Annotated in this window: 17 protein-coding genes and 1 pseudogene; 8 read left to right on the top strand and 10 right to left on the bottom strand. The window is 74.8% G+C overall.

Annotated features, from left to right (window positions below; all coding sequences use genetic code 11):
* Positions 1–40: 40 nt before the first annotated feature.
* From AB0J86_RS11820 to AB0J86_RS11790, 7 genes and pseudogenes are all read right to left on the bottom strand, one after another.
* Complete coding sequence (locus AB0J86_RS11820; RefSeq protein ID WP_363856092.1) at positions 41–1,198, bottom strand: acyl-CoA dehydrogenase family protein; 1,158 nt, start codon at positions 1,196–1,198, stop codon at positions 41–43.
* Positions 1,199–1,288: 90 nt separating this feature from the next.
* Entirely contained in the window at positions 1,289–3,397 is a 2,109-nt protein-coding gene (locus AB0J86_RS11815; RefSeq protein WP_363856090.1) for a biotin carboxylase N-terminal domain-containing protein, read from the bottom strand.
* A gap of 7 nt (positions 3,398–3,404) precedes the next feature.
* Positions 3,405–4,943, bottom strand: coding sequence for a carboxyl transferase domain-containing protein (locus tag AB0J86_RS11810; RefSeq protein ID WP_363856174.1), 1,539 nt, complete (start codon positions 4,941–4,943; stop codon positions 3,405–3,407).
* 384 nt (positions 4,944–5,327) lie between these two features.
* On the bottom strand, positions 5,328–7,043 hold the full coding sequence (locus AB0J86_RS11805) for an acyclic terpene utilization AtuA family protein (RefSeq protein ID WP_363856089.1): 1,716 nt from the start codon (positions 7,041–7,043) through the stop codon (positions 5,328–5,330).
* 95 nt (positions 7,044–7,138) lie between these two features.
* Positions 7,139–7,933 (bottom strand): annotated as a pseudogene (locus tag AB0J86_RS11800) (TIGR03084 family metal-binding protein); the annotation flags it as partial.
* Between the two features lie 98 nt (positions 7,934–8,031).
* Positions 8,032–8,652 carry a TetR/AcrR family transcriptional regulator gene (locus tag AB0J86_RS11795; protein WP_363856087.1) on the bottom strand — a complete coding sequence of 207 codons (621 nt, stop codon included), beginning with the start codon at positions 8,650–8,652 and terminating at the stop codon, positions 8,032–8,034.
* A gap of 212 nt (positions 8,653–8,864) precedes the next feature.
* Positions 8,865–9,542, bottom strand: coding sequence for a Crp/Fnr family transcriptional regulator (locus AB0J86_RS11790; protein ID WP_363856085.1), 678 nt, complete (start codon positions 9,540–9,542; stop codon positions 8,865–8,867).
* A 313-nt stretch (positions 9,543–9,855) separates the two neighbouring features.
* Here AB0J86_RS11790 and AB0J86_RS11785 point away from each other — a divergent pair, with 313 nt between their 5' ends.
* The 6 genes from AB0J86_RS11785 to AB0J86_RS11760 all read left to right on the top strand — a co-directional run bounded on the left by AB0J86_RS11785 (position 9,856) and on the right by AB0J86_RS11760 (position 15,666).
* Positions 9,856–10,533: an adenosylcobinamide amidohydrolase gene (locus AB0J86_RS11785; protein WP_363856083.1), complete on the top strand. Its 678-nt coding sequence runs from the start codon at positions 9,856–9,858 to the stop codon at positions 10,531–10,533.
* A gap of 150 nt (positions 10,534–10,683) precedes the next feature.
* Positions 10,684–11,883 (top strand): CapA family protein, encoded by a 1,200-nt coding sequence (locus AB0J86_RS11780; protein ID WP_363856081.1) that lies wholly within the window; start codon positions 10,684–10,686, stop codon positions 11,881–11,883.
* Between the two features lie 267 nt (positions 11,884–12,150).
* Positions 12,151–12,924 (top strand): endonuclease III, encoded by a 774-nt coding sequence (nth, locus tag AB0J86_RS11775; protein WP_363856173.1) that lies wholly within the window; start codon positions 12,151–12,153, stop codon positions 12,922–12,924.
* On the top strand, positions 12,921–13,682 hold the full coding sequence (locus AB0J86_RS11770; protein ID WP_363856080.1) for a TlpA disulfide reductase family protein: 762 nt from the start codon (positions 12,921–12,923) through the stop codon (positions 13,680–13,682). Before nth ends, AB0J86_RS11770 begins: the two co-directional genes overlap by 4 nt.
* Positions 13,679–14,377 (top strand): CoA pyrophosphatase, encoded by a 699-nt coding sequence (locus tag AB0J86_RS11765; protein WP_363856078.1) that lies wholly within the window; start codon positions 13,679–13,681, stop codon positions 14,375–14,377. Before AB0J86_RS11770 ends, AB0J86_RS11765 begins: the two co-directional genes overlap by 4 nt.
* Positions 14,378–14,487: 110 nt before the next feature.
* Positions 14,488–15,666 carry a MarP family serine protease gene (locus AB0J86_RS11760; RefSeq protein ID WP_363856076.1) on the top strand — a complete coding sequence of 393 codons (1,179 nt, stop codon included), beginning with the start codon at positions 14,488–14,490 and terminating at the stop codon, positions 15,664–15,666.
* A 206-nt stretch (positions 15,667–15,872) separates the two neighbouring features.
* Here the strand turns inward: AB0J86_RS11760 and mycP are convergent, their stop codons facing one another.
* Positions 15,873–17,186 (bottom strand): type VII secretion-associated serine protease mycosin, encoded by a 1,314-nt coding sequence (mycP, locus tag AB0J86_RS11755; RefSeq protein WP_363856171.1) that lies wholly within the window; start codon positions 17,184–17,186, stop codon positions 15,873–15,875.
* A gap of 255 nt (positions 17,187–17,441) precedes the next feature.
* Positions 17,442–21,425 (bottom strand): type VII secretion protein EccCa, encoded by a 3,984-nt coding sequence (gene eccCa, locus AB0J86_RS11750; RefSeq protein ID WP_363856074.1) that lies wholly within the window; start codon positions 21,423–21,425, stop codon positions 17,442–17,444.
* Between the two features lie 284 nt (positions 21,426–21,709).
* On the opposite strand from eccCa, the gene eccD reads away from it, so the two are divergent.
* The gene (eccD, locus tag AB0J86_RS11745) at positions 21,710–23,140 is read left to right on the top strand and encodes a type VII secretion integral membrane protein EccD (RefSeq protein ID WP_363856072.1); all 1,431 of its coding nucleotides are present in this window, start codon (positions 21,710–21,712) and stop codon (positions 23,138–23,140) included.
* Between the two features lie 133 nt (positions 23,141–23,273).
* On the opposite strand, the gene AB0J86_RS11740 is transcribed toward eccD, so the two are convergent.
* Positions 23,274–23,786, bottom strand: a complete 513-nt coding sequence (locus tag AB0J86_RS11740) for an inorganic diphosphatase (protein ID WP_363856070.1) — start codon at positions 23,784–23,786, stop codon at positions 23,274–23,276.
* 1,005 nt (positions 23,787–24,791) lie between these two features.
* On the opposite strand from AB0J86_RS11740, the gene dacB reads away from it, so the two are divergent.
* Positions 24,792–26,246 carry a D-alanyl-D-alanine carboxypeptidase/D-alanyl-D-alanine-endopeptidase gene (gene dacB, locus AB0J86_RS11735; RefSeq protein WP_363856068.1) on the top strand — a complete coding sequence of 485 codons (1,455 nt, stop codon included), beginning with the start codon at positions 24,792–24,794 and terminating at the stop codon, positions 26,244–26,246.
* Positions 26,247–26,296 lie beyond the last annotated feature (50 nt).

Raw genomic sequence — 26,296 nt, 5'->3', positions numbered from 1 at the left:
ATCGCGCCGGACCTCCGAGGCTCCCGCGGCCGAGTGGCGGTCAGTAGGAGCGCGGCTGGTGCAGGACGTGCTGGGCGACGAAGTTGAGGATCATCTCCCGGCTCACCGGCGCGATCCGGGCGGCCCGTACCGAGCCCAGCAGGGTCGCCACGCCGTACTCGGTGGTCATGCCGTTGCCGCCGTGCACCTGTACGGCGGTGTCGACGGCGAGCGCGGCGGCCTCGGCCGAGGCGTACTTGGCCATGTTGGCGGCCACCCCCGCCTCCACGTCGCGGCCCGCGTCGTAGAGCGCCGCCGCCTTCGAGATCATCAGCCGGGCCAGTTCCACCTGCACCGCGGCGTGCGCGAGTGGGTGCGAGACGCCCTGGTGGGCGCCGACCGGCCGGCCCCAGACCTGTCGGCTGGCGGTGTAGGCGGAGGCCCGCTCGATCGCGTACCGGCCGGTGCCGGCGCCCATCGCGGCGACGGTGATTCGCTCCGGGTTCAGCCCGGAGAAGAGTGCCGGCAGGCCCGAGTCGACGTCGCCCACGAGGGCGTCCGCCGGCAGCCGCACGTCGTCGAGGTAGAGCAGCCACTGGTTCTCCGGGGAGACGATCTCCAGGTCGAGCTTGGACCGGGTCAGGCCGGGCGCGTCGGTCGGTACCACGAAGAGCGCGGGCGCGAGCTTTCCGGTACGGGCGTCCTCGGTACGCGCGACGACCAGCACGTACGGGGCCTCGTCGACCCCGGAGATGAAGCACTTGCGCCCGGAGAGCGACCAGCCGGAGCCCTCCCGGCGGGCCACCGTGCCGAGGCGGTGGAAGTTCGACCCGGCCTCCGGTTCGGTGATCGCGAATACGATCTTGAGTGAGCCGTCGGCCATGCCGGGGAGGTAGCGCTTGCGCTGCTCGTCGGTGCCGTGCTTGTTGATTACCGTGGCGGCGATCGCCGGGGAGACCACGAGCAGCAGCAGCGGGCAGCCGGCCGCGGCCAACTCCTCGCAGACGATGGCGAGCTCGGTGATGCCGCCGCCCCCACCGCCGTACTCGGCCGGGATGTTGACCCCGAGGTACCCGAGCCGGCCGGCCTCCCGCCACAGCTCGGTGGTGGGCTCGCCGGCCTTGGCCCGGGCGACGAAGTACTCGTGGCCGTAGCGGCGGCCCAGCGACCGTACGGCGTCGCGGAGCTGCTCCTGCTCCGGAGTGAGGTCGAAGTTCACGGGGTGCCTCCGGCGGTGGGGGATCGCGGGGACGGTCGGGGTGGGCCGGCGGTGCGGGGTGTTCGGGGCGGGCCGGCGGATGCGGCCGGTTCAGTGCTCCGGCGGGCCGATCACGGCCAGGATGGTGCCGGCGTCGACCTGGGCGCCGGCCGCGACCGGCAGCTCCGTGACCACGCCGGCCGACGGGGCGTGCACCGGGTGCTCCAGCTTCATCGCCTCCAGCGTCAGCAGCAGCTCGCCCGCGCCGACCCGCTGGCCCGGCACCACGTGCACCCGGCTGACCGCGCCGGGCAGCGGGGCGACCAGCGAACCCTCGGCCAGCTCCGGCACCGGTTCCGGGAAGCGGGGCAGCTCGGTGAGGGCGACCGAGCCCTCCGCGCCGTCCACGTGGGAGACCTCGCCCACCCGGTGCACGGCCAGCGCGTGGCGTACCCCGTCGATGTCGAGCAGCACCCGTTCCGGGGTCGCCGCCACCAGTCGTACCGGCGGCTGCTCCTCGCGGGCCGGTGGTTGCCCCAGCCCGGACGGGCCGAGGCCGGCCAGGTCCAGCTCGTCCGGGTCGACCGGCCGCACCCACCAGGTACGCAGCTCGCCCCGACGGTCCAGCCGGTAGCCGACCTCGACCGGGCCGGACGGTCCGGCGAAGACGCTGGTCTGCGCCGCCGACGGTACGTTGCGCCAGCCCGAGGGGAGCGTGGCGAGCACGGGCGCGGCGGCGCGCCGGGCGGCGGCCCCGGCCAGCGCCGCGGCCAGGTAGGACAGTTGCGCCGCCTCCACCGAGGAGAGCAGCGGGGCGAAGACCTCCGGGTGCCGGTCGAGGAAGCCGGTGTCGATCTCGCCGGAGCGGAACGCGGGGTGCCGGAGCACGCGTACCAGCAGGTCGCGGTTGGTCGTGACGCCGTGCAGCCGGGCGCGGCCCAGCGCGGCGGCCAGCAGCCGGGCCGCCTCCTGCCGGCTCGGCGCCCAGGCGACGAGCTTGGCCAGCATCGAGTCGTAGTGCACCCCGACGACCGAGGCGTCCCGCACCCCGCTGTCCAGCCGGAGACCACTGTCCAACCGCAGTCCGCCGCCCGGCCGGGCGGTGTCGGCGCCGCTCGACGGCGCGAACCCGCCGGCCCCGGTCGGTGGTGCGAACTCGGCGGTCACGCCGGGCACGTCGAAGCGGTGCAGGGTACCGGTGGCGGGCAGCCAGGCGGTCGCCGGATCCTCGGCGCAGAGCCGTACCTCGATCGCGTGGCCGCGTACCGGTGGCGGGGCGGTGAACGGCAGCGCGCCGCCCTCGGCGACCAGCAGTTGCAGGCGGACCAGGTCGTACCCGGTGACGCACTCGGTGACCGGGTGCTCGACCTGGAGCCGGGTGTTCATCTCCAGGAAGTAGAACTCGCCGGTCGGGGCGAGCAGGAACTCGACGGTACCGGCGCCGACGTAGCCGACCGCCCGGCCGGCCGCGACCGCCGCCTCGCTCAGCGCGGCCCGTAGCGCCGGAGTGACCGCCGCCGAGGGTGCCTCCTCGACGATCTTCTGGTGCCGGCGCTGGATCGAGCACTCGCGCTCGCCGAGGGCGACCAGGTTGCCGTGGCCGTCGCCGAAGATCTGCACCTCGACGTGGCGGGCCCGCTCCAGGTAGCGCTCGACGAAGACCGTGCCGTCGCCGAACGCGCCGGCCGCCTCCCGCCGGGCCGAGGCGACCGCCTCGGGCAGCGCCGCCGCGTCGCGGACGATCCGCATGCCGCGCCCGCCGCCGCCCGCCGACGCCTTGACCAGCACCGGGAACTCGGTCACCCGGTCCGGATCGGTCTCGGTGGGCAGCATCGGTACGCCCGCGTCGGCGAGCAGCGCCTTCGCCTCGATCTTCGAGCCCATCAGCGCGATAGCCTTGGCCGGCGGTCCGACCCAGGTCAGCCCGGCGTCGACCACCGCCGCGGCGAAGTCCGCGTTCTCGGCGAGGAAGCCGTAGCCCGGGTGGACCGCGTCGGCGCCGGTACGGCGGGCCGCGTCGAGCAGCAGGTCGACGCGGAGGTACGTCTCGGCCGGGCTGTCGCCGGGCAGGCGTACGGCGAGGTCCGCCTCGGCCGGGTGGGGGGCGCCCGCGTCGGCGTCGGAGTGCACGGCGACCGTCTCGATCCCGGCCGACCGGCAGGTGGCGAAGATCCGCCGGGCGATCTCACCCCGGTTGGCCACCAGGAGGCGTCGAATCATCCCGTCCTCACATCCGGAAGACGCCGAAGCCGCCGGCGCCGCTGACAGGTCCACTGTGGATCGCGGAGAGGCAGAGCCCGAGCACGGTACGGGTGTCGCGCGGGTCGATCACCCCGTCGTCGTAGAGCCGGCCGGAGAGGAAGAGCGCGGCCGACTGCGCCTCGATCTGCTGCTCCACCATCGCGCGCATCGCCCGGTCGGACTCCTCGTCGTACGGCTGCCCCTTCGCCTCGGCCGCCTGCCGGGCCACGATGGAGAGCACGCCGGCCAGCTGCGCCGGCCCCATCACCGCCGACTTGGCGTTCGGCCAGGTGAAGAGGAACCTCGGGTCGTACGCCCGGCCGCACATGCCGTAGTTGCCCGCCCCGTACGAGGCGCCGAGGTTGACCGTCAGGTGCGGCACGGCCGAGTTGGTGACCGCGTTGATCATGAGGGCGCCGTGCTTGATGATGCCGCGCTGCTCGTACTCGCTGCCGACCATGTAGCCGGTCGTGTTCTGGAGGAAGAGCAGCGGGGTGTCGGCGGCGTTGGCGAGCTGGATGAACTGCGTCGCCTTCTGCGCCTCCGCCGAGAACAACACCCCCCGGGCATTCGCCAGCACGCCGACCGGGTAGCCGTGCAGGGTGCCCCACCCGGTGACCAGCGCGCCGCCGTAGGCCGGCTTGAACTCGTCGAACTCGGAGCCGTCCAGGACCCGGGCCAGCACCTCGCGCGGGTCGAACGGCACCCGCAGGTCGGGCCCGGCGATGCCGAGCAACTCCTCCGGGTCGTACTTCGGCGGGGTGGGGGACGCGGTGCGCGGCGCCGGGCCCCGCTTGCGCCAGTTGAGCCGGCGTACGCACTGCCGGGCCAGCCGCAACCCGTCGCGCTCGTCCTCGGCGAGGAAGTCGGCCAGCCCCGAGGTGGTGGCGTGCATCGCCGCCCCGCCCAGCGACTCGTCGTCGGTGACCTCGCCGGTCGCCATCTTCACCAGCGGCGGTCCGGCGAGGAAGACCTTCGCCCGGTTCCGGACCATGATCGTGTAGTCGGACATGCCCGGGACGTACGCCCCGCCGGCCGTGGCGTTGCCGAAGACGACCGCGATCGTCGGGATCCGCTCGGCCGAGAGCCGGGTCAGGTCGCGGAAGACCCGCCCGCCCGGGATGAAGATTTCGGCCTGGCTGGGCAGGTCCGCGCCGCCGGACTCGACGAGATTGATCAGCGGCAGCCGGTTGGCCAGCGCGATCTCGCCCGCCCGCTGCGTCTTGCGCAGCGAGTACGGGTTCACCGCGCCGCCCCGTACCGTCGGGTCGTTGGCGACCAGCACGCACTCGACGCCCTCGACCACGCCGATGCCGGTCACCACGCTGGCCCCGACCGGGTAGTCCGTGCCCCACGCCGCCACCGGGGACAGCTCCAGGAACGGCGCGTCCCGGTCGACCAGCAGCTCGATCCGCTCGCGGGGCAGCAGCTTGCCGCGGGCGTGGTGCCGGGTGACGTACTTTTCCCCGCCGCCCGCCCGCGCCGTCTCCAGCGCGGCGTCCAGCTCGTCCAGGCGGGCCAGCATCGCCTCGCGGTTGCGCCGGTGTTCCGCGCCGTTCGGGTCGACGGCGCTGCGCAGCGGGTTCACCGTCGCCCCGCCCGGTGCCGCCCGTGCCCGATCCCGACCTCGTTGCGCCCGGTCACGCCAGATCCCACGCCCTTCGCGACGATCCCACTCATGATCTTCTTGCCCATCGCCACCTCGCTAACGAGCGGCTCGCGGCGGGCGACACGGACCCGCGCCCCCGCCACCGTCGCTCCCGCGTGCCGGTCGGCCGCCGTCGGGTGCGCACGTCGGTCCGCCGCGCTTCGGGTGCGCGTGTCGGTCGGCCGGCGGTCGGTCCGCCGCGCTTTGGGCGCGTGTGTCGGTCGGCCGGCGGTCCGTCCGGCCGTCGCGCCGGCGCCGGGGTCACGCCAACTCCGCCGGTAGGTCGACCACGCGCGAGCGCAGCAGCTCACCGAGCGCCTTGGCCTGGGGGTCGAAGCGCGTCGACGCCGCCACCCCCTCGCCGAGCAGCCCGCGCAGCACGAAGTTGACCGCGCGCAGGTTGGGCAGCTCGTACCGCTCGATCGGCAGCCGCCCGGTCTCCGGCAGCAGCTCCCGGAGCCGTTCCACGGTCAGCCACTCGCGCAGCCAGCGGGCCGCCGCGTCGGAGCGGGCCCAGACGCCGAGGTTGGCGTCCCCGCCCTTGTCCCCCGATCGGGCCCCCACGATCTCGCCGAGCGGCGCCCGCCGGGTCGCCGGCCCGTGGCGCCCGCCGCTCGCCGCCGGCCGGTCCGGCCCGACCGCGCCCAGGCGCGCGGGCGCGGGCGGCGGGGGTGGAACGGCCCGGACGGGCCCGGGTACGGCGAAGCGGGGCGGGGGCGAGACCGGTACGCGCTCGCCCGAGGGGAGCACCGCGACGTGGGCCACGGCGTCCTGCGCGATCTCCTCTGCGGTGAAGACGCCGTACGGGGTCGCCTCGCCGGGCGGCGTCGTCAGCGTGCAGCCCGGGTACGAGGCGAGCGCCAGCTCCACCGCCGCCGCCGAGAACGCCCGCCCGGCCCGCTTGGCGTCCGGATCCCGCAGGTGTACGTGTAGCAGCGCGCTCGCCGACTCGGTCTCCGCCGCGTCGCGATGGTCCGTACGGGCCAGCGTGAACTCCAGCCCCTCGGCGCCGACCGCCGCCCGCAACTGCTCCCGGACCAGGGCCGCCTTCGCCTCGATCTCCAGCCCGCAGAGCACGAAGGTCATCGAGTTGCGGTACCCGCCGAGGCGGTTCAGGCCGAGCTTCAGGGTGGGCGGCGGAGGCGCGCCCCGGGCGCCGGTCACCCGTACCCGGTCCGGGCCGTCGGGGGTCAGGGTGATCCCGTCCAGCCGGGTCACCACGTCGGGGCCGAGGTAGTCGGGGCCGCCGATCTCGTACAGCAGCTGGGCGGTGACGGTCTCGGGCGTGACCGCGCCACCGGTACCCGGATGCTTGGTGATCACGGCCGAGCCGTCGGCGTGCAGCTCGGCGACCGGGAAGCCGGGCCGGAGCCCGCCGTCCGGCAGCTCGGTGAAGAAGCTGAAGTTGCCGCCGGTGACCTGCGCCCCGCACTCGATCAGGTGTCCGGCGACGGTCGCCCCGGCCAGCGCGTCGAACTCGTCGCGCCCCCAGCCGAAGTGGGCTATCGCCGGGCCGACCACGAGCGACGCGTCCGTGACCCGGCCGGTGACCACGATGTCCGCCCCGCCGTCCAGGCAGGCGGCGATGCCGTACGCGCCGAGGTAGGCGTTGGCGGTGAGCGCGTCCGGGCGCCGCACCTCGTCGCCTTCGACGTACCCGATCCGCGCGGGCACGCCGAGCCGCTCGGCCAGACTGCGCAGCGCGGCGGCGAGCCCGGCCGGGTTGACGCCGCCCGCGTTGGTCACGATCTTCACGTTGCGCTGCACGGCGAGGCCGAGGCAGGACTCCAGCTGCCGCGGAAAGGTGCGCGCGTAGCCGAGGTCGGGGTCCCGGAGCCGGTCCCGGCCCAGGATCAGCATGGTCAGCTCGGCCAGGTAGTCGCCGGTCAGCACGTCCAGCTCGCCACCGTCGAGCATTTCCCGCCAGGCGTCGAAGCGGTCGCCGTAGAAGCCCGAGGCGTTGCCAATCCTGATCATGCGACGGGCCGCCCGCCCGGCTCGCGGCCCGCTCCGGGTTCGCGTCCCGGGCCGGCGTCCTGTCCCGCCCTCGGCTCGCGGCCTGCCCCGGGCTCGCGGCCCGGGCCGGGTGGCCCGGCGAAGGCCTGGGCCAGGTCGAGCCATTCCTCGGCCACCGGTCCGGTCGCCACCAGCGCCAGGTCGGCGCGGTGCCGCCGCTGGGTCACCAGCAGGCAGAAGTCGAGGGCGGGCCCGCTGACCACGTTGACCGCGTCGGCCGGCCCGAAAACCCAGAGCCCGCCGTCCGGCTCGCCGTCGCCGTCCGGCGCCGGGGTCGCGACCAGCTCGACCCGGACCGGTGCGTCCGGCGCCGGCCGGCCGTGGGCGGTGAAGCTGTGTCCGACGGTACGGGCGCCGAGGTGCGCGACGTGCCGGAGCCGAGGCGTGGGCGTACGGGTGAGGCCCAGCGCGTCGGCGACATCCTGCCCGTGCGCCCAGGTCTCCATGATCCGGGCGGTGACCATCGAGGCCGGCGCCATCCGCGTGCCGTACCAGGGCAGCTTCGACCCGGCCGGCGCGGTTCGCAGCGCCTCGGCGAGCGCGGTCCGCCCCGTCCGCCAGCGGGCCAGCAGCTCGGCCCGGGGGGCGAGGAACTCGGCCGCGCCCCGGTCGACGAAGTCGCCGGGGTACCGGGTGGCGACCCCGACGAACTCCGCGAACGCCGCCGGATCGGTCGCGGCCAGCAGCGCCGCGTGGTCGGTCCAGGCGAGGTGGGCGATCTGGTGGGCGATGGTCCAGCCGGGCGCCGGGGTCGGCCGGGCCCACTGGACCGCGTCCCGGGTGGCGACCAGCGTGTCGAGTTCGGCCGACTCGTCGGCCAGATCGGCGAGCAGACTCTCCAGGTCGACCATGTCGTCTCCGGGCGTTCGGCGGGTGGTCAGTGCTCGGCAGGTGGTCAGCGTTCGGCGGGTGGTCAGTGCTCGGCAGGTGGTCAGCGTTCGGCGGGTGGTCAGCGTTCGACGGGTGCGGGGGCGAGCAGCGCGGCGAGCTGGCGTTTCCACGCTTCGAGCAGGGCGGTGCGCCGGGCGGTGTCGTCGGTGAGCAGGTTCGCCACCCCGAGCCCGCGGAGCAGGTCGAGGGTGGCCTGCACGCTCTCGCGTACGCCCGGGACGCGCTCGTCCACCCCGAGCAGGTCGACGGTGAGGTGGTACAGCTCGCGGCCCACCTGCGCCTCCAGCGGTACGAGCGCGTCGCGCAGCTCCGGATCGGTACGGGCGGCCACCCACAGTTCGAGCGCGGCGGCGAAGAGCGGTCCGGTGAAGGCGGCGGCGAGCATGTCGACCACCCGGTCGAGCCGGCGGGGGCCGCTCGGCAGCGCGGCGGCCTCGCCGCGGATCTCGGCGGCCCGGCGCTCCGCGAGGTGCTCGACGGCGGCGATGACCAGCGCGGCCTTCGTCGGGTAGTGGTGCAACTGGGCGCCCCGGGAGACCCCGGCCCGGGCCGCGACGCCGGTGGTCGTGGTGCCGGACCAGCCGCACTCGACCAGGGAGTCGACGGTGGCCGCCAGCAGTCGCGCCTGGGTGCCACGGCTGCGCTCCCGCTGGGGGGTACGGGTCGGACCGGCCGCCATCACCCCAGCCTTCCCGTCCACAAACAAACAGTCAAGCCTGCTTGTTTCTCACCCGCAGGCGACGGCCAGCGCGCAAATACAGAGAAAGAGGGGCTAACCGCGTGCGGTTAACCCCTCTTTCTCTGTATTTGTCAGCCTAGGTGCCGCGACTGGCGCCTACCGGGCGGCTCTTCAGGCGCGCGAGCCGCCCGAGCGAAGCGAGGGCCGGCAACTCAGACCCGGGCGCGGCGGGCCAGCCGCTCCGGGTCCAGGATGATGATGCTCTTGCCGTCGAGCCGCAGCCAGCCGCGGGAGGCGAAGTCGGCCAGCGCCTTGTTGACCGTCTCGCGGGACGCGCCGACGAGCTGGGCGATCTCCTCCTGGGTGAGGTCGTGGGTGACCCGCAGGACCCCGCCGTCGCGAGTGCCGAAGCGGCCCGCCATCTGCAGCAGGTTCTTGGCCACCCGGCCCGGTACGTCCGTGAAGATCAGGTCGGCCAGCGAGTCGTTCGTCCGGCGCAGCCTGCGGGCGAGCACGCGGAGCAGCTGCTCGGCGATCTCCGGCCGGTTGGCCAGCCAGGGGCGCAGCGCCTGCTTGCGCAGCCGGACCAGGCGGGTGTCGGTGACGGCGGTGGCGGTCGCGGTACGCGGCCCCGGGTCGAAGAGCGACAGCTCGCCCACCATGTCCGACGGGCCCATCACCGCGATCAGGTTCTGCCGCCCGTCGGCGGCGCGGCGACCGACCTTGATCTTGCCGCTGAGCAGGATGTAGAGGCTGTCGCCGGGCTCGCCCTCGTTGAACACGACCTCGCCCTTGCGGACGTCGATCGTCTCCATCTCCTTGGCCAACGCCTCCGCAGCCTCCGGGTCGACACCCTGGAAGATCCCGCTGCGAGCCAGTACCTCGTCCATCCCACACCTCCGCCTCACGCGTGCTGTCCGCCGGGCGGTTCTGCCGGCCGGGTGATCTGTCGCGCGCCGCCAAGTCTAGGCGCAGGTAGAGGGAAATCGGAGGCGCACCCCTGGAATCTTGATCCGGCGGCGTAACCCGAGGGGCCTGTTGACCGTTTATTATCCCCGGCTGCTCGCTTGTCGCCCCCGCGTACCCCGCCTCGCCGCCGCTACCCGTCCCGTCGGGGCACTTCGGCCGGGCGGGAGGTCTGCCCGCTCCGTCCGGCCCGCCGGCCCGGTACGCCCCCGGCGGCGGGCGCCGTAGGGTCGGCCCGTGCGTACCGAGCCGGAGTTGATCTATCGAGCCGAGGACGGGTGGGAGATCCCCGCGCTGGTCTGGCGCCCGGAGGCGCCGCTGCGCGCCGTCAGCTCAGCCCCGCTCGGCGGCGGCATCGGCGTACGGCGGTGGGTCGTCAACGCGACCGTCCCGATGTCGTACCACCGGGACGACCCGGACGCGCACCTGCGGGAGATCGCCGCCCGGTTCGGTCTGCGGGGGCCCGGGGTCGGGCTGCTCACCGGCGTGGACGTGACGGAGGTGGTGCGCCGCGAGGACGAAGGGGTACGGGTCTGGGCCACGGTGGGGCTCGGCGCCCCGATCCAGGCTGCCGCCCCGGCGGCACCCGCCGCCGCGCCGCCGGCGCACCCGGTCGGTACGGTCAACATCGTCGCCTTCGTACCGGCCCGGCTGAGCGACGCCGCGCTGGTCAACGCGATCGCCACGGTCACCGAGGCGAAGGCCCAGGCGCTGGCCGCCCTCGGTCTGGCCGCCACCGGTACCGCCACCGACGCCGTCACCGTCCTCTGCCCGCCCGACGGCCCACCCGCCGCGTACGGTGGCCCGCGCTCGCGCTGGGGCGCGCCGCTGGCCCGGGCCGGGTACGCGGCGGTGCGGGACGGCGGCGCCCGTCCGGTCGTACCGTGGTCGGTGCGGCACCACGACGCGCGCTGATACCGGCGCCCGGCGGGCGGGCCCCCCGGCCCCGCGACCGGAGCGCCACCGGGCCCGGCGCGGACGCCACTCGCCCGACCCGCGCGCGCATCCCCTACCGGCCGTTCGGGCGGTCCCCGGGCTTGCGGGCGGCCGGTATGGTCGCGGGCGATGTCCGCTGAATTCCCGCCCCCTGATCGGCCCGCGCGTTCCGCCCGCTGGCCCGTGTTCGCGCTCACCGCCGGGCTGCTCGCCCTGGTCATGGCCGGGGTGTTCGTGATCGGTGCACTCCGGGGCGACAACGGCGGGGTGCGCTGGCAGGGCGCCACCGCGACCCCTCCGGCCCCTGGCTCGGCCGCCGGCGCGACCGGCTCCCCGGCTCCCGCCGACTCCTCGGCCGGCGGACAGGTCGTCACGCTCTCGGCCACCGGCGACAACATCATGGGGAACGCGCCGGGCCGGCTGCCCCCCAACGGCGGCAAGGGCTTCTACGACTCCGTCAAGGAGGCGATCCCGGCCGACCTGGCGATGGGGAACCTCGAAGAGCCGTTGACCGACGACACGGGCACCTCGAAGTGCGGGGCCGGCTCCAGCGGATGCCACCAGTTCCGGGTCCCGCCGTCGTACGCCCAGCATCTCAAGGACGCCGGCTACGACCTGCTCAACCAGGCGAACAACCACGGGTACGACTACGGCCCGGCCGGCTACCGCAACACCCAGAACGCGCTGGAGAAGTACGGCCTGCGGCACACCGGGGCGCCCAACGAGATCACCGTCGTCGAGGTCAAGGGAGTCAAGATCGCGGTGGTCGGCTTCTCCTCGTACGTCTGGTCCAACAGCCTGGTCGACATCGGCTCGGCCAAGAAGGTGGTGGCGAAGGCGGCGACCATGGCCGACCTGGTCGTGGTCCAGGTGCACATGGGCGCGGAGGGCGCCGACAAGACCCGCGTCAAGCCGGGCACCGAGATCTTCCTGGGCGAGAACCGGGGCGATCCGGTCAGGTTCTCGCACGCGATGATCGACGCCGGGGCCGACCTGATCGTGGGGCACGGGCCGCACGTGCTGCGGGCGATGGAGTTCTACCAGGGGCGCCTGATCGCGTACAGCCTCGGCAACTTCGCGGGCGGTCAGGGTGCCCTGGTCAACACCGGCCGGCTCGGCTACGGCGGGGTCCTGAAGGTCTCGCTCGCCGCCGACGGCAGCTGGGCCGGCGGGGAGTTCGTCTCGACGTACATGAACGGCGCCGGGCGCCCGACGATGGACGGCGCCAAGCGCGGCCTGAACCTGGTCCAGTCGCTCTGCAAGTCCGACTTCCCGAGTACCGGCGCCCGGTTGGCCGCCGACGGAAAGATCTCCCCGCCCAGCGCCTGACCGACGGCGTGCCCCGCGCGTCCCGCCCCGACGGCCGACGGACGGCTCGCCGGGACCCCCGGCGCGGCGCCGGGCGGCCGGGCGCGGTCGGCCACCTCGGCCCGCCGAGCCCTGTCGGCCACCTCGGCCGGCCGGGCGCGGGACCGACGTAGGCTTTCCGGCGTGAGCGCGAGCAGTGAGCCCAGCCGGGCCGGTACCACCGGAGAGAAACGACGGAACGCGCCCGCTTCCCGGCGACCGAAGGCCGGCCCCGCCGTCACCGGCGCGGTGCCGCCCGACGAGACCGACCTCGGGCGCAAGCGCCGGGCGCGCAAGATGGGCCGGATCCTGACCGAGACCCACCCGGACGCGCACTGCGAACTCGACCACGAGGGCCCGCTGCAGCTCGCGGTCGCCACGATCCTCTCCGCCCAGACCACGGACAAGCGCGTCAACCAGGTGACGCCGAAGCTCTTCGCCCGCTACCCGAGCGCGGCCGACTACGCCGGGGCGGACCGGACCGAGCTGGAGGAGCTGCTCCGGCCGACCGGGTTCTTCCGCAACAAGGCCGATTCGCTGCTCAAGCTCGGCCAGCAACTGGTCGAACGGTACGGCGGTGAGGTGCCGGGACGCCTCGCCGACCTGGTGACCCTGCCCGGCATCGGCCGCAAGACGGCCAACGTCATCCTCGGCAACGCGTTCGGGGTGCCCGGCATCACCGTGGACACCCACTTCCAGCGGCTGGTACGGCGCTGGGGCTGGACCACGGAGACGGACCCGGTCAAGATCGAGCATGCCGTCGGGGCGCTCTTCGACCGCCGGGACTGGACCATGCTCTCCCACCGCGTGATCTTCCACGGCCGGCGCGTCTGCCACGCCCGTACGCCCGCCTGCGGCGCCTGTACGCTCGCGAAGCTCTGCCCCTCGTACGGCCTCGGGCCGACCGACGCGAAGGCCGCCGCGAAGCTGCTCAGGGGGCCGCGCGCCCGGGAGCTGGCGGTGCAGGCGGGTATCGACCCGGACCTGGTACCGACGGCGGCCGTCGCCGCGGAGGCACCGTGAGACGTGAGATCGCCGCGGCGCTGCTCCTGCCGGCGCTGCTGCTCGCGGCCGGCTGCACCGGGCCGGACCGCAAGCCCGCGGGCGCGCCGGCGACGGCGCGGGCGTTCGCCGACTGCGCCGGGCTGACCGCCCCGCCCGGCCCGCCCGCCGGGGCCCCGAGCGGCTCCCCGTCCGCGGGCGGCTCCGCGTCCCCGACCGGTGCCGGTTCCGCGTCGGCCTCCGCCTCCGTCCCGGGCGGGTCCGGCGGTACGGAGACGACGGCTCGACCCTCGACCGCGTCCACGCCGGGTGGGTCCGGGGCGGGCGAAGCGCTGCCGGAGATCGCGCTGCCCTGCCTGGTCGGCGGCGACCGCTTCACCCTCGCGGCGCTGCGCGGGCCGGCCGTGGTCAACCTCTGGGCCGCCTGGTGCGGGCCGTGCCAGAAGGAACTGCCGGCGTTCCAGCGGCTCGCCCAGCGGACCGGTGACCGGCTGCACGTGCTCGGCGTGGACACCGCCGACCAGCGCGAGGCCGCCGAGTCGCTCGGCGCCGACCTCGGGCTGACCTACCCCACGCTGGTGGACCAGGACGGCGCGGCGCTGCGCGCGCTACGCGCGCAGCGGGGCGCTCGGAACGAGCCGGGGCCAGCCGGCCTGCCGGTGACCCTCTTCGTCGACGGCGCGGGCCGGGTGCGCCATCTGGACAACAGCGGCGCGCTCGACGACGCGGCCCTCGCCGACCTGGTGACGCGGCACCTCGGCGTGGCGGTGCCGCGATGAGCCCCGCCCCTACCCCGCGACCGCCCGCCTGGCTCGACCCGCTGCTCACCCGGGTACGCACCGCGCGGGCCGAGGACTTCACCCGGCTGCGTACCCCCGCCAACGGCGGCCGGTCCAGCGCGGTCCTGATCCTCTTCGGCGAGGACCCGGCGCACGGCCCGGACGTGCTGCTGCTGCAGCGCGCGGCCCGGATGCGGCACCACGCCGGGCAGCCCGCCTTCCCCGGTGGCGCCGCCGACCCGGGCGACCCGGACGCGATCGCCTGCGCCCTGCGGGAGGCCGAGGAGGAGGTCGGGCTCGACCCGGACAGCGTCACCGTCCTCGCCGAGCTGCCCCGGCTCTGGATCCCCGTCAGCGACTTCGTGGTCACCCCCGTGCTGGCCTGGTGGCACCGCCCCCACCCGGTGCACCCCCGGGAGCCGGCCGAGGTCGCCCACGTCGCCCGGCTTCCCATCGCGGAGCTGGTCGATCCCGCGAACCGGGTACGGGTACGGCACCCCAGCGGCTTCGTCGGACCCGCCTTCCAGGTGCGCGGCATGCTGGTCTGGGGCTTCACCGCCGGGGTGCTCGCGGCCCTGCTCGACATGGGCGGCTGGGCCCGGCCGTGGCCGCGGGACCGGGTCGTGGACCTTCCTCCCGTGGCGGCGACCCCGCCGGGTGCCGAGGCGGACGAACTGGCCGGCCCGGTCTCCTGACCTCGCGCCCGGGGCGCCTGACCTCGCGCCGGGGCGGCGGCGAGGCGGCGCGCACCGGGCCGGTTCGAGTGACTGCCACCGTTCACATCCGGCACCCGTACCCTGGACGCGTGTCCGCGGTCGATGTGGTTCTGATCCTGCTCATGTTGGTGTTCGCGATCAGCGGCTACCGCCAGGGCTTCGTCATCGGTGTGCTGTCGTTCAGCGGCTTCTTCCTCGGTGCCCTGATCGGCCTCCAGCTCGGTCCGCTCCTCGCCCGCCAGTTCGACAGCCCGTCGACGCGCGTCGTGGTCTCCCTGGTCATGATCTTCGGCCTCGCGGTCCTCGGCCAGGCGCTCGCCGGCTGGGTCGGCTCGCACCTGCGCCACGCGATCACCAGCCGGGCGGTCCGGAAGGCCGACGACGTCGGCGGGGCGTTCGTCTCGCTGGTCGCCGTACTGCTGGTGGCGTGGCTGGTGGCGGTACCGCTGGGCTCGTCGTCGCTGCCCTGGCTGGCCAGCTCGGTACGGAACAGCGCTCTGATCAAGGCGGTGGACGGGGTACTGCCGTCCCAGGCGCAGCGGCTCTCCGAGGCGTTGCAGGACACCGTGAACACCAACGGCTTCCCGGACGTGTTCAACGGGCTGGCGCCGACCCGGGTCCGGCAGGTCGCCCCGCCGGATCCCGCGCTGGCCGGATCGCAGGTCGTCGCCCAGGGGCGGCAGTCGGTGGTGAAGGTGCTCGGCAACGCGCCCAGCTGCTCGCGCCGCATCGAGGGCTCCGGCTTCGTCTACTCCGACGACCGGGTGATGACCAACGCCCACGTCGTCGCCGGTACCCGCAGCGTCGCGGTCGAGCTGAACGGGGAGCGCCACAACGGGCGGGTGGTGGTCTACGACCCGCACCGCGATCTCGCGGTGATCTACGTACCCGGCCTGGACGCGCAGGTGATGCGCTTCGCCAGCCGGCCCGCCCCGAGCGAGTCGGACGCGGTGGTGCTGGGCTTCCCGCTCGACGGGCCGTACGACCCGCAGCCCGCGCGGATCCGCGACGTCAGCGAGATCACCGGTCCGGACATCTACGAGTCCGGGGACGTGACCCGGGAGATCTACACGATCCGGGCGCTGGTCCGCAGCGGCAACTCGGGCGGCCCGCTGGTCGCCCCGAACGGCCAGGTACTCGGCGTGATCTTCGCGGCGGCCGCCGACGACCGGTACACCGGCTTCGCCGTCACGGCCGACGAGGCGCGCACCGTCGCGGCGGCCGGTGTCGAGCGGACCCGCGCCACCGGCACCGGCAACTGCACCTGACCACCCACGGGTCACCCCTGCTACCGCCAGCGAGGCCGATCGGCGTGCTGGGGTTGGGGCCGGGTCGCTTTCGGCGGCGCGATGCTGGGGGCCGGATCGCCCGCGACGGGATCAAGCCTGACCGCCCAGAGCGGGTGATCCGGCCCCCAACCCAACCCCGACCACGCGAGGCCCCAAGCCCCCAAAGCAGGAGATCAGGCCGAGCCTCATCGGAACCGGCGCAGCAGCACCGCGCTGCCGAGCAGCAGGAGTACGAAGAGCGTGCCGCCGACCCAGGCGCCCTCGGGCGGCTGGATGTTCGGCCCGCCGGCCGGCTGCGCCGCCCAGTTGCTCCGCCGGTGCGCGCCCGGGATACCGAGACCGCTGGGCTCGCCCTCGGTCGACTCGACGGCGGTGTCCGCGCCCGGCGCGGGGCCGAAGCCGACGACCGCGGGCGAGTGCAGGTCGTCGAGCGGGTTGTGGTCGACCCGGGCCACCTCGCCGTTGAGCGCGGCGACCGGGTTCACCAGGCCGAAGCCGAACCGGTCGTCGCGGCCGGCCGGCCCGAGGTCGCGGGCCGTCCTGATCAGCCGGTTGACCACGTCACCGGCGGACATGGTGGGCCAGTGGGAGCGTACGAGCGCCGCCGTCGCCGCCACCAGGGGCGCCGCGAAGCTCGTGCCCTGGACGCGCCAGAAACCGCCGGGTCGGGCACCGTGCAGGTTGGTGGCGGGAGCGCTCAGCACCGTCTCGGGGCCGGTGATGGAGCCGGACCAGAGGGAGTCGGTGTCCCGCTCCAGGCCCGCCACGGCGATCACGCCCGGCTCCCGGGCCGGGTACCAGACGCGGGTGTTCGGCGAGGAGGGCGAGAGGTTGCCCGTGCAGGCGACGACCACCACGTCCCGGGCGAACGCGTAGTCCAGCGCGGCGGCCAGGGCCGGGCTGTCGCCGGTACCGCCCAGGGAGAGGTTGATCACCCGGGCGCCGTTGTCGACGGCCCACCGTACGCCCTTGGCGACGATCATCGCGTCGTCGTACCGGTTCTCGGCGTCCAGGACCCGGACCGGAAGGATCTTGGCGTCGGGCGCCAGCCCGACCACGCCCTGGCTGTCGTCGTCGCGCCCGGCGATCAGCGCCGCCACGGTGGTGCCGTGCCCCACCGGGTCGCTCTGGCCGTTGGCGTCCGAGGGCTGGACCAGGTCGAGACCGGGGAGCACCTGGCCGGCGAGGTCCGGGTGGGAGCCGTCCACACCCGAGTCGATCACGGCGACGGTGACGCCCTTGCCGGTGGAGACCCGCCACGCCGACGCGGCGTTCAGCTCGCCCAGCTGCCACTGGTCGTCCCGTACCGGGTCGGTTCGGGGCGGCACGGCCCGGCGCGCGACGGCCGGCTCGGCGGGGGCCCGCTCCGGTACGACCGGCGCGACGGACGGCGCCGGGAGCGGCTGCGCGGCGGCCGGCGGAAGGGAGGACGGCTGCGCCTGGGCGGCCGGCGACGGTCCGGCGAGCGCCGTGGCGATCCCCACGGCGCTCAGCAACAGCGCACCGGCGACCCGCCTAGCGGCGTTCCGGCTTCGGTTTGACAGCCCGCTCACAGTTCGGCCATTTCACCCCGACAGACACACTGATGCACGGAGGTTACCTCGTTTCACTTCCGTCGCGGGGCAAATGGCATGTGCCGGCCGTCCGGGCGGTGCGACGCCGTCGCACCGCCTGGTGGAAAGGCGACGGGCCGCCGGTGGAAAGGCGACGGGCCGGCCACCACGCGGCGGCCGGCCCGTGGCCGAAGGAGCTGGTCAGATCGCCGGCAGGTGGGCGAGCTGCACGAGGCGTACGCCCTCCTTGCGGGTGACCAGGCGGCCCCGTCCCGGCGGCATCGGACCGGGCCGCACGTTGCCGATGAGGGCGCCCTCGTCCTTGCTCCCCGACATCACCAGACCGGGCGAGGAGAGTTCGCGCAGCCGCTGGATGATCGGGTCGTACAGGGCGCGGGACGCGCCGCCGGAGCGGCGGGTCAGCACGACGTGCAGGCCCACGTCGCGGGCCTGCGGGAGGTACTCCTCGATGGCCCGCAGCGGGTTCGCCGGACCGGTGGTCACCAGGTCGTAGTCGTCCACCAGGATGAACAGCTCCGGCCCGGTCCACCACGAGCGGTCCCGCAGCTGCTGCGGGGTCACGTCCGGGCCGGGCAGGCGGCGCTGCATGTACCCGGCGACCGACTCGATCAGCTCGCTGGTGGCGGCTGCCGCGGTGCCGTACCCGATGAGGTGTTCGGACTGGATGGTGCCGAGCAGGCTGCGGCGGTAGTCGACCAGGATCACCCGCGCCTGCTCCGGCGTGAACCGGGTGGTGATCGTGGTGGCGAGCGCCCGCAGGAACGAGGACTTGCCGCACTCGCCGTCGCCGAAGAGCAGGAAGTGCGGCTCGGCGGCGAAGTCGATGGCGACCTGCTGCAGGTCCGCCTCGGAGATGCCGATCGGCAGTTCGAGGCCGCCGACCCGGCCCAGGTCCAGCTCGGCGTACGGCAGCACCGGCGGCAGCAGCCGTACCCGGGGCGCCGGTGCCCCGGCCCACCCGCCCGCGACGGCCTTGACCAGCGACGAGGTCTCCCCGCCGAGGCTGGCCAGCTCGGGCAGCACGGTGAGGAAGTGCAGGCTCTCGGCGGTGAGGCCCCGGCCCGGCGACTTCTCCGGCACGTTCGCCGCCGCCCGGCGGTTCACGATCGAGTCCGACGGGTCGCCGAGGCGCAGCTCCAGGCGCGAGCCGAAGAGGTCGCGGATCGCCGGCCGGAAGTCCATCCAGCGCGGCGCGGCGGCGACCACGTGCACCCCGTAGGAGAGGCCGCGGGTGGCGAGGTCGGTGATCAGCGGCTCCAGGTCGTCGTACTCGCCGCGCAGGGTCGGCCAGCCGTCGATCACCAGGAAGACGTCGCCGAACGGGTCGGCGGCCGGTCCGACGCCGCCACCGGCGGCGCGCCGCTTGCGGTACGTGGCCATCGAGTCCACCCCGAGGTCCGCGAAGCGCTGCTCGCGCTCGGCCAGCAGGGTGGTGATCTCGCCGATGGTGCGCCGTACCGCGGCGGTGTCGAGCCGGCCGGCGACCCCGCCGACGTGCGGCAGGTCGCGCAGCATGGCGAGACCGCCACCGCCGAAGTCGAGGCAGTAGATCTGCACCTCGGCCGGGGTGTGGGTGAGCGCCAGCCCGCAGATCATCGTGCGCAGCAGGGTGGACTTTCCGCTCTGCGTACCGCCGACCACCGCGACGTGCCCGGCGGCGCCCTCCAGGGAGAGCCAGAGCAGGTCGCGCCGCTGCTCGAACGGCTTGTCCACGAGCGCCACCGGCACCTGGAGCGCGCCGTGCAGCTCCGGGTTGCCGAAGGTGAGCCCGCGCACCGGGTCGCTGGTGATCGGGCCGAGCAGCTCGTCGAGGGCGGGGGCCTGGCCCAGCGGCGGCAGCCAGACCTGGTGGGCGGGCGGCCCCTGGCCGACCAACCGGGCGACCATCACGTCGAGCAGGCTGTTCCCGGCCGCGCTCTCCTCGGCGACCGGCGCGGGCGTGGCCGGTACCACCGGCTCCGGTACCGGCACGAAGTGTGTCGAGTAGTTGAGCAGCCGGGGCGCCCCGGTCTGGCCGTCGCCGCCGGCGCCGCCCGCGCCCGCCTTGCGGAACGAGCCGGAGACGTAGGCGGCCTTGAAGCGGACGAGCGGCTCGGTGCCGAACTTCAGGTAGCCGTGGCCGGGCGAGCGGGGCAGCTCGTACGCGTCCGGTACGCCGAGCACGGCGCGGGACTCCAGGGCCGAGAAGGTCCGCAGGCCGATCCGGTACGACAGGTGCGTGTCGAGACCGCGCAGCCGGCCCTCCTCCAGCCGCTGCGACGCGAGCAGCAGGTGCACGCCGAGCGACCGGCCCACCCGGCCGATCTGTACGAACAGGTCGATGAAGTCGGGCTTGGCGGTGAGCAGCTCGGAGAACTCGTCACAGATGATCAACAGCGACGGCATCGGCGCGAGCGCGGCGCCGCCGGCGCGGGCCTTCTCGTAGTCCCGCAGGCTGGCGAAGTTGCCCGCCCGCCGCAGCAGCTCCTGGCGCCGGATCAGCTCGCCGTTGATCGCGTCGACCATCCGGTCGACCAGCGGCAGCTCGTCGGCGAGGTTGGTGATCACCGCCGCGGTGTGCGGGATCCGGTCCAGCGAGGCGAAGGTCGCGCCACCCTTGAAGTCGACCAGCACGAAGTTGAGCGACTCGGACGAGTGCGTCGCCGCGAGCGCCAGCACCAGCGTGCGCAGCAGCTCCGACTTGCCGGAACCGGTGGCGCCGATCAGCAGACCGTGCGGGCCCATGCCGTCCTGCGCGGACTCCTTGAGGTCCAGTTCGATCGCGCCGCCGTCGGCGCCGATGCCGATCGGCACCCGCAGCTTGTCCCGGTTGGCCCGGGGCGCCCAGCCCTGCGCGACGCTGAAGTTGTCCGGGTCGCCGATGCCGAGCAGCTCACCGAGGCCCATCTCGGCGGCGAGCGGCGCGTCCGAGCTCTTGGAGGCCACCGCCAGCCGCAGCGGCGCCAACCGGCGGGCCACCGCCTCGGCCTCGGCGACGTCGAGCCGGTCCGCGGTGCCCACCTCGGCCTGGCCGTCCATCGAGAAGCTGTTCAGCCGGCCGCCGTGAATCTCCAGTACCAGCATCGAACGGTCCAGCAGCCGCGGCGGCGGGCTGTCCAGGTCGAGGATGGTGACCGCGTCGATGCCGCCGTCGCTGACCAGGTGCGAGGCGCCGGTCAGGTCCGCGCCGTCGAGCACGATCACCAGGTGCGGACCGTCGGTGGCCGGGCCGGCCGGGCTGAACCGGGAACGGTTCGCGACCGTCTCGTCGAGCAGCCGCTCCAGCTCGGCGGCGGAGCTGGTGACCAGGCGTACCGGGCCGAGCGCGTCGCTGCGGTTCGGGTGCTGGGCGTGCGGGAGCCACTTGACCCACTCCCAGGCCGCGCGCCGCTCCGGCCCCGCGCAGACCGCGATCATCAGCTCGTCCGGGGCGTGGAAGACGGCGAGCTGGGTCAGCATGGCGCGGGCCAGCCCCTGCGCCTCGCCGCCGGCGTCCGCCCGGCCGCCGTACTCGCCGCGCACCGGCTCACCGCGCAGGAAGACCCGCGCGAAGCCGCGGATGGAGAGCGCCACCGGCAGGTCGGGGACGACCGAGTACGCGTCGAGGAAGCGGCGCAGCGCGCCCGCGGTCATCGGTTCGAGGTCCTCCAGCGGCCGGGTGACCGGGGGGATCAGTGGGGTGGCCAGGGTCTGCGGGCCGACGGCCACCCGGACCACCCCGAAGTCCGGGTCGTTCGGGCGGCGCTCCCAGACCCGGTGGCTGCCGACCGTGGACCAGAGGTGGGTCGGGTCGGGGTGCCGGTAGAAGAGGCCGGCCCGCTGTTTCGCGGCGGTCTCCCGGACCCGGCGCCGGAGGGTGGCCAGGTGCCGCAGATACTCGCGGCGGGCCGCCATCATCTCGGACTTCTTCGGCGAACCGGAGGAGCTGCCCCAGGAACTCGCGAGCATGGCCAGCGAGGAGACGCCGAACATCGCCCCGACCACGTACGAGTAGGTACCGCCGCCGCGACCGAACATCATCGCCATCGCGACCGAGCCGCCGAGCATCGGCAGCAGCGTCATCAACTGCTGCATCCGCGCCCCGGCGGCCTGCGGTATCTCCGGCGGCGGTTCGACGGCCAGTTCCCCGGTGGGAATCTCCGGCGCCGGCCGGCGCGGCGGACGCTTAATCACAACGGTGCTCATGCCGTTACTCCGCTACGCTTCGCCGCGGCATGAGGCTCGACCGCGCTGAGCTTTCCGATTCGCCCGCTCATGTGGTGACCTCACGGCGCTTGGCCGTCGCCTGCTCACCCGTGTCCAATGTGACCTCCCACTAGCGCCCCCGCAGATCCTCCACCAGGCGGCGGCGGGCCCCGGCGACGCCCCGCGTCGCGATGGCCGCATGCTCGGCAGAACGGGCCCGGCTCATGGTAGGTAAAGTGCCCTCGTCCCCGCAGCCTTGGTTTTCCGCGAATGGAGGAGTGTCAATGAGTACCGGGCTCGCCCGCGTCACGATAAGCGCTCCGCAACGCCGGGTCGACGTCGCCCTCCCCGAGCACCTGCCGCTCGTCGAACTCCTGCCGGAGGTGCTGCGGCACGCCGGTGAGGGACTGGCCGACGACGGTGAACGGCACGGTGGCTGGCTGCTGCGCCGTACCGACGGCGCCGTACTGCAGCCCGCCCAGGCGCTGCTGCCCCAGGGCGTACGCGACGGCGAGGTGCTGCACCTGGTGCCCGCCCGGGCGCAGTGGCCGGAGTTGGAGTACGACGACGTCGTCGAGGCGATCGCCGACGGCGCCCGCCGCCGGGGCAACGCCTGGACCGGGGCGTCCACCCGGACCGCCACCCTGGTCGGGGGTGGTGTGCTGCTCGCGACCGGGCTGGTCGCCACGCTCGCGGGCGGCCCGTCCTGGGGCTTCGGCGCGTACGTGAGCCTCGGCATCGCGGTACTCCTCGCCCTCTGCGGGGTCGTCGCCTCCCGCGCGTACGGGGACGCCTTCGCCGGTGCCGCGCTCGGCGGCTACGCGATGCCGTACGCCTTCGCCGGCGGGGCGCTGCTCGTCGCCTCGGGCGACCCGGCCGGCGTACTCGGACCGGTCCGCTGGATCGGCGGCCCGGAACTGCTCGCCGGGTCGGTGGCGCTGCTGCTCGCCGCCGTGCTCGGCGCCGTGGGGGTCGCGGCCGGGCTGCGGGTCTTCGCCGCCGGTACCGCCGTCGGCCTGCTCGGCGCGCTGACCGCGCTGGCCGGGCTCTTCCTGTCGGCGGCCGGCGCGGCGGCGGTGCTGCTCGCCGTGCTGGTCTGCGCCATCGGCGTGCTGCCGCTGCTCGCGATCCGGTTCGGCAAGCTCCCCATGCCGCCGATCACGCTCCCGACCGGCGCCGAGGCCGCCGAGGGCTTCACGACCGGGAAGTCGACCTCCCTGGACGCGGCGCGGGAGCGCCCCGAGCGCGGTCGCGTCTTCGCCGCCGTGGCCCGTACCGAGGAGACGCTCACCGGGATGCTGATCGGGCACGCGGTGCTCACCATCGTGGCGTCGATCGTCCTGGTCGGGTCGGGCGGAGTCGCCGGGGACGTCCTCGTCGCCGTCTGCGCCGCGGCGCTCCTGCTGCGTTCCCGGCTCTTCATCACGGTGCGGCAGCGGGTACCGCTGGTGCTCGGGGGACTCGCCGGGCTGGCCGTGCTCGGCGTGGCGCTGGCCGGCCAGGTGGGGGAGATCGGGCTGCTCGGGCTCACCGTCGGCGGGCTGGTGCTGGCGCTGCTGACCGTCGGCGCCGGTGCGACGTACTCGCGCCGCCCCGCCACGCCGTACCTCGGACGGGCCGCCGACCTCGTCGACACCCTGATGGTGGTGTCGGTGGTACCCGTCGCCTGCGCGGTGCTCGGCCTGTACGGCCGCGCCCGGGGCATCCTCGGCTAACCCCACCCGATACGCCGCTGGCCGGTCACGGAGATCCGTGACCGGCCAGTCCTGTCTGTGACGACAGCCCCCGCGAGCGCGCCGCGGCTTTCCAGGCGCGCGAGCCGCCCGAGCGGAGGCGAGGGCAGATAACTCAGTGCGCCTCGTGCTTGCCCTTCTCGGCGACCGCCTCTTCCTGGCGTCGGTACGAGGCCCGGATCTCCGCCTCGGCCTCGGTACGCCCCACCCAGGTGGCTCCCTCGACCGACTTGCCCGGCTCCAGGTCCTTGTAGACCTCGAAGAAGTGCTGGATCTCCAGGCGGTCGAACTCGCCCAGGTGGTGGATGTCGCGCAGGTGCTCCTGGCGCGGGTCCTCGAAGGGGACGCAGAGTACCTTGTCGTCCCCGCCCTTCTCGTCGGTCATCCGGAACATGCCGATGGTCCGGCACCGGATGAGGCAACCTGGGAAGGTCGGCTCGGGCACCAGCACCAGGGCGTCGAGGGGATCTCCGTCCTCGCCCAGGGTGCCCTCGATGAAACCGTAGTCCGCCGGGTACTGGGTAGAAGTGAAGAGTGTGCGGTCCAACCTGATCCGGCCGGTCGCGTGGTCCACCTCGTACTTGTTGCGGTGACCCTTCGGGATCTCAACCGTCACGTCGAAATCCATCTTCACGCTCCCTCGTCGCCCACGCTGGCTAACGGAATTAATAGCGGGAACCGGTCGAGTGTTGGCCACTCGGCACTCCGGCCGCCGCATAGTCTCGGACCTCAGTAGTGTCGCCTAGGCCATTCCATCGAAGCGGAGGAGGGGGTCGTGGGGAGGGAAGATTCACATTCCGGCCCCGGGGACGGGTCTCGGCCGTCGGCCGTACCGTCGTCAGCGCCCGTCGGGCCGGCGGAGGACGCCGGTGCCACGCCGCGGTCCCCGCAGCCGGGTCCGGGCCGGTCGAGCGGCCGTGCGTCGGTACCGCCACCGCCGGGCTCGCCGGCCGTGAGCGGACGGTACCCGGCGCTGCCGCCGCCTCCGCCGTACCCGGGACGGCCGGGCCGGCCCGATTCCGCGACCGACCCCGCTCCGCCCCCGTCCGCCGGTGGCGCACCCGCACCCGGACCCGCGGCGCCCGCGTCGCCACCCGGACCCGCGGCGCCCGCGTCCGTGCCGGGACCGGGGGCGCGACCGCCGGGCGGGGTACGCGTTCCGGCGGGCCCCGGCCCCGGTCCGGTCGTCGGAATGGCCGGCCAGGGCGCCAACCCGCCCGCCTGGCCACCGCCGGCCGGTCCGGGTGTGCCGGGCGGTCCGCCTGTGCCCGCCGGTCCGGGTGCGAACGTGTCGGCCCGCCCGAACGCGTCGTCCGGATCGCCGGGCCCGGCCGGTCCGGGTCTGCCGCCGGCAGCGGGGAACCCGCCCGCCTGGCCGCCGCCCGCCGGCCACCCCGGCCCGGGCACGTCCGCGCGGGCCTCGGTGTCCGTTCCCGGTTCCGGGCCCGGCCGCCCGCCGGGCCCTCCCGGCCCGCCGCCTCCACCGACCCGGCCGGCCGGCCAGCCCGCCTGGCCGGGAGATCCGGGCCCGCCCTTCGCCGCCGCGCCGGTTCCACCGGGGCCCGGTGGAACGCCGTCGTCGCCGGGTGCCACGCCGCCGATCGGCGTGCCGGTCCCGCCCTCGCCGCCCGGTGTGACGCCACCGGCCCCGGCGGGCGGGCCGCCGCCCCGGCGGCGCCGTCGCGGGCTCGTCGCCGTGCTGGCGAGCGTGCTCGTGCTGATCGCGGCCGCGGCCGGTGTGGCGGTCTTCCGCCCCGGCCCCGTGGCCGGCTGGCTCGGCGCGGCCGACCCCGACCGGGAAGCGGCCGACTCGACCGAGCCCGCCCCGCCGCCGGTGCTGGCCCCGGCCGCGGCCAACGCGCCGCTGCCCAGCACGTCCGGGCTGACCGCGGCGCTCGGCCCGCTGGTCGGCAAGCCGGTCCTCGGCGACCAGGTGCACGTCTCCGTGGTGGACGTCGCCACCGGGCAGGACCTCTACGACCGCCAGCCGGGGACGCCGACCGTACCGGCCTCGGTGACGAAGGTGCTGACGGCGGCGACCGTACTGGCCGCGCGCGGACCGGCGTACCGGATCCCGACCCGGGCGGTGGCCGGCGCCGCGCCCGGCGAGGTGGTCCTGGTCGGCGGTGGCGACCCGACCCTCGCCGCCGGTGCCAACGGCTTCTACCCCGGTGCCGCCCGCCTCGACCAGCTGGCCGAGCAGGTCAAACGCGCCCTGGGCGGTACGGCGCCGACAAAGGTGACGGTCGACGGCTCGCTCTACTCCGGCCCGGTCTTCGGACCGGGCTGGGACAGCGACATCCCGACCGGCGGCTTCGGCGGGGCGATCACGGCGCTGATGATCGACGGCGCGCGTACCGACCCGAGGGCGGGCGAAGGCTACGCGCCGCGCTCCGCCACCCCGGATCTGGCCGCGGGTCGGGCCTTCGCCCGGGCCCTCGGGCTCCCCGCCGCCGCGGTGGCCAAGGGTACGGCGCCACCGGCCGCCAACTCGTCTCCCGGCGCCGCCCCGGTCCCCGGTGCCGAGCTGGGGCGGGTCGAGTCACCGCCGATGGCGCGCCTGGTCGACGTCATGCTCGGCCAGAGCGACAACATCGTCGCCGAGGCGCTCGCCCGCCAGGTGGCCCTCGCCCGCAACCAGCCCGCCTCGTTCGACGGCGGTGCCGCGGCGATGAAGACCGTGCTCGGCGAACTCGGCCTGCCGGCGGACGAGGCGACCCTCTCCGACGCCAGCGGCCTGTCCCGGAACAACCGGATCAGCCCGGAGCTGTTGACCAAGGTCTTCGTCCTGGCCGGGAACGGCTCCCACCCGCAGCTGGCCGGCATCTTCGGCGGGCTGCCGGTGGCGGGCTGGTCGGGCACGCTCAACGAGCGGTTCAAGGGCGGCGCGGCGTCCGCCGCCGGGGTGGTGCGCGCCAAGACCGGCACGTTGACCGGGGTGCACGCCGTCTCCGGGGTGGTGACCACCGTCGACGGCCGGCTACTGGCGTTCGCGGTCCTCGCCGACCACGTGCCGAGCGACCTGGAACAGGCCCGTCCGGCGCTCGACGACATCGTGGCCAAGCTGGCGGGCTGCGGCTGCCGCTGACCCCGCCGTCCGCGAGCCCGGGTGCGGTTGTGGGTGCCCGGGTACGGTGG

Origin of the sequence: Micromonospora sp. NPDC049559 (genome assembly GCF_040676675.1) — a bacterium.
Lineage (GTDB): Bacteria > Actinomycetota > Actinomycetes > Mycobacteriales > Micromonosporaceae > JBFAPK01.
Note: the sequence above shows the minus strand (reverse complement) of the source record. Positions and strands in the feature narration are given on the sequence as shown.